Below are 1961 nucleotides of genomic sequence, written 5' to 3'. Positions count from 1 at the left end.
CCCCTTCGGGGAAAGAGACTGTTTTGGAAAAGAAGCAGTCAGAATGGTGTTATTACGCCCACTTTAAGGTAGAAGAAGAAGGTGTTTACAAATTGAATATTAATCATTTGGTGGCTAAAGTATACAAACGGATGCGCTTGAGGTATCAGTCCGTTGCTTTTGTGAGTACGAAACCGCTGACTGAAACGGTTGTCTTGGGTGATAAATCGTTTTTTAGATTGGGGGTGGCTCCCGCTAAAGGAGACGCGCAGGAGTATAGAGCCTTCTACAAAAAAAGAGGACTAAAGAAAGGAAAAATTACCTTTGATTTTTCAGTAGATAAAAGTATTACTGGTATTACTGACAAGGAAGGTGTTTTGACCTTTCAGCCAGAAATGCCTAATAAATATATAGTGAACCTTGCTAAACAAAAGAAAAATAGAGGTAAGCACAATGGTAAAAAACATCTTTTTGATTATATTTGGCTGACTTACTTATGCGCAAACAAGGAAATTATAGAGCAAAATAAGTTTTGATTTGCCAATTAGCTAATTTGCCAATTTGCCGATTTGTCGATTTGTCGATTTGCCAATTTGGCGATTTTGAAATTTGTTAATTAATTTTTTTTGCTGTTTCAAAAAAAAGTTGTACTTTTGCGCCCTAAAAATAGGAGTGCCCTTTGTTGGCACCAAAAGGAATGTTTAATTTATAATAAAAATCACAAAGAGTGGACACATTAAGCTACAAAACCATCTCTGCCAATAAAGCTACTGTAAATAAACAGTGGGTTTTGGTAGATGCTGACGGACAAACTTTGGGTCGACTTGCCTCTAAAGTGGCTAAGCTACTTCGCGGTAAGTACAAACCTGAATACACCCCTCACGTTGATTGCGGCGACAACGTAATAGTTGTAAATGCTGAGAAAATCAACCTTACGGGTAACAAATGGGAAGATAAAACATATCTTCGCCACACTGGCTATCCAGGCGGACAACGCACAGTAGGCGTGAAAGACCTACTAGCTAAACACCCAGAACGTATCATTGAAAAAGCTGTAAAAGGTATGTTGCCTAAAACTAAATTGGGTGCAGCTGTATTACGTAACCTAAAAGTGTATGTAGGCACTGAGCACAAACACGAAGCTCAACAACCTACTGCCATTAACTTAAACGATCTTAAATAATGGATGTAATTCACACTATCGGTAGAAGAAAAACCGCTGTAGCGCGTATCTACCTAAAAGCAGGCAACGGTACCATAACCGTAAACAAACGCGAACTTAACAATTATTTTACTACTCCTACCCTTCAGTATAAAGTGAAACAAGCTCTTGCTTTAGTTGGAGCTGAAGACGCATATGATGTGAAGGTAAATGTATACGGAGGAGGTATCACAGGACAAGCTGAAGCAACTCGCTTGGCTATAGCACGTGCGCTTTGCCAATTAGACGCTGAAAACCGCGCTACCCTAAAACCAGAAGGTCTGTTAACTCGTGACCCTCGTATGGTAGAACGTAAGAAATTCGGTCAGAAGAAAGCACGTAAGAGATTCCAATTCTCTAAACGTTAGGATAATTATGAATTTTGAGTTCTTAATTCAAAATTTAAAATTCAAAATTAAATTTGCTCCTTAGTTTAGCATCCAAATGGCTCAGGCGGTTGTTTATCAGAAAAGAAAAACCTCACCAAGCCATTGCTGACGCTGTAGGAACGTAAACTATTTAAAAAACAAAAATGGCAAATAACATAGAAATTAAAGAATTATTAGATGCAGGCGTACATTTTGGTCACCTTACGCGTAAATGGAACCCTAATATGGCTCCCTACATCTATATGGAACGCAACGGTATACACGTAATAAACCTTTACAAAACCGCTGCTAAAATAGAAGAAGCTGCTGAAGCCCTTAAGAAGATAGTAGCTTCTGGCAAGAAAGTACTTTTCGTTGCCACTAAAAAACAAGCTAAAGATGTAGTAGCAGAA

At 38.4% G+C, this 1961-nt stretch carries 4 protein-coding genes; all 4 read left to right on the top strand.

Features of this window, described 5'->3' with window-relative positions; all coding sequences use genetic code 11:
- Positions 1–515, top strand: a 515-nt coding sequence (locus tag HMPREF9074_RS01470) for a hypothetical protein (RefSeq protein ID WP_034539471.1), incomplete at its 5' end; no start/stop codon positions are given.
- 191 nt (positions 516–706) lie between these two features.
- The gene (gene rplM / locus HMPREF9074_RS01465; protein WP_009390763.1) at positions 707–1162 is read left to right on the top strand and encodes a 50S ribosomal protein L13; all 456 of its coding nucleotides are present in this window, start codon (positions 707–709) and stop codon (positions 1160–1162) included.
- The gene (gene rpsI / locus HMPREF9074_RS01460; RefSeq protein ID WP_009390760.1) at positions 1162–1548 is read left to right on the top strand and encodes a 30S ribosomal protein S9; all 387 of its coding nucleotides are present in this window, start codon (positions 1162–1164) and stop codon (positions 1546–1548) included. Before rplM ends, rpsI begins: the two co-directional genes overlap by 1 nt.
- A gap of 164 nt (positions 1549–1712) precedes the next feature.
- Positions 1713–1961 (top strand): 30S ribosomal protein S2 (rpsB, locus tag HMPREF9074_RS01455; protein WP_034539469.1); only part of this gene is annotated, 249 nt, incomplete at its 3' end.

This window comes from Capnocytophaga sp. oral taxon 329 str. F0087 (genome assembly GCF_000213295.2).
GTDB lineage: Bacteria > Bacteroidota > Bacteroidia > Flavobacteriales > Flavobacteriaceae > Capnocytophaga > Capnocytophaga leadbetteri_A.
Note: the sequence above shows the minus strand (reverse complement) of the source record. Positions and strands in the feature narration are given on the sequence as shown.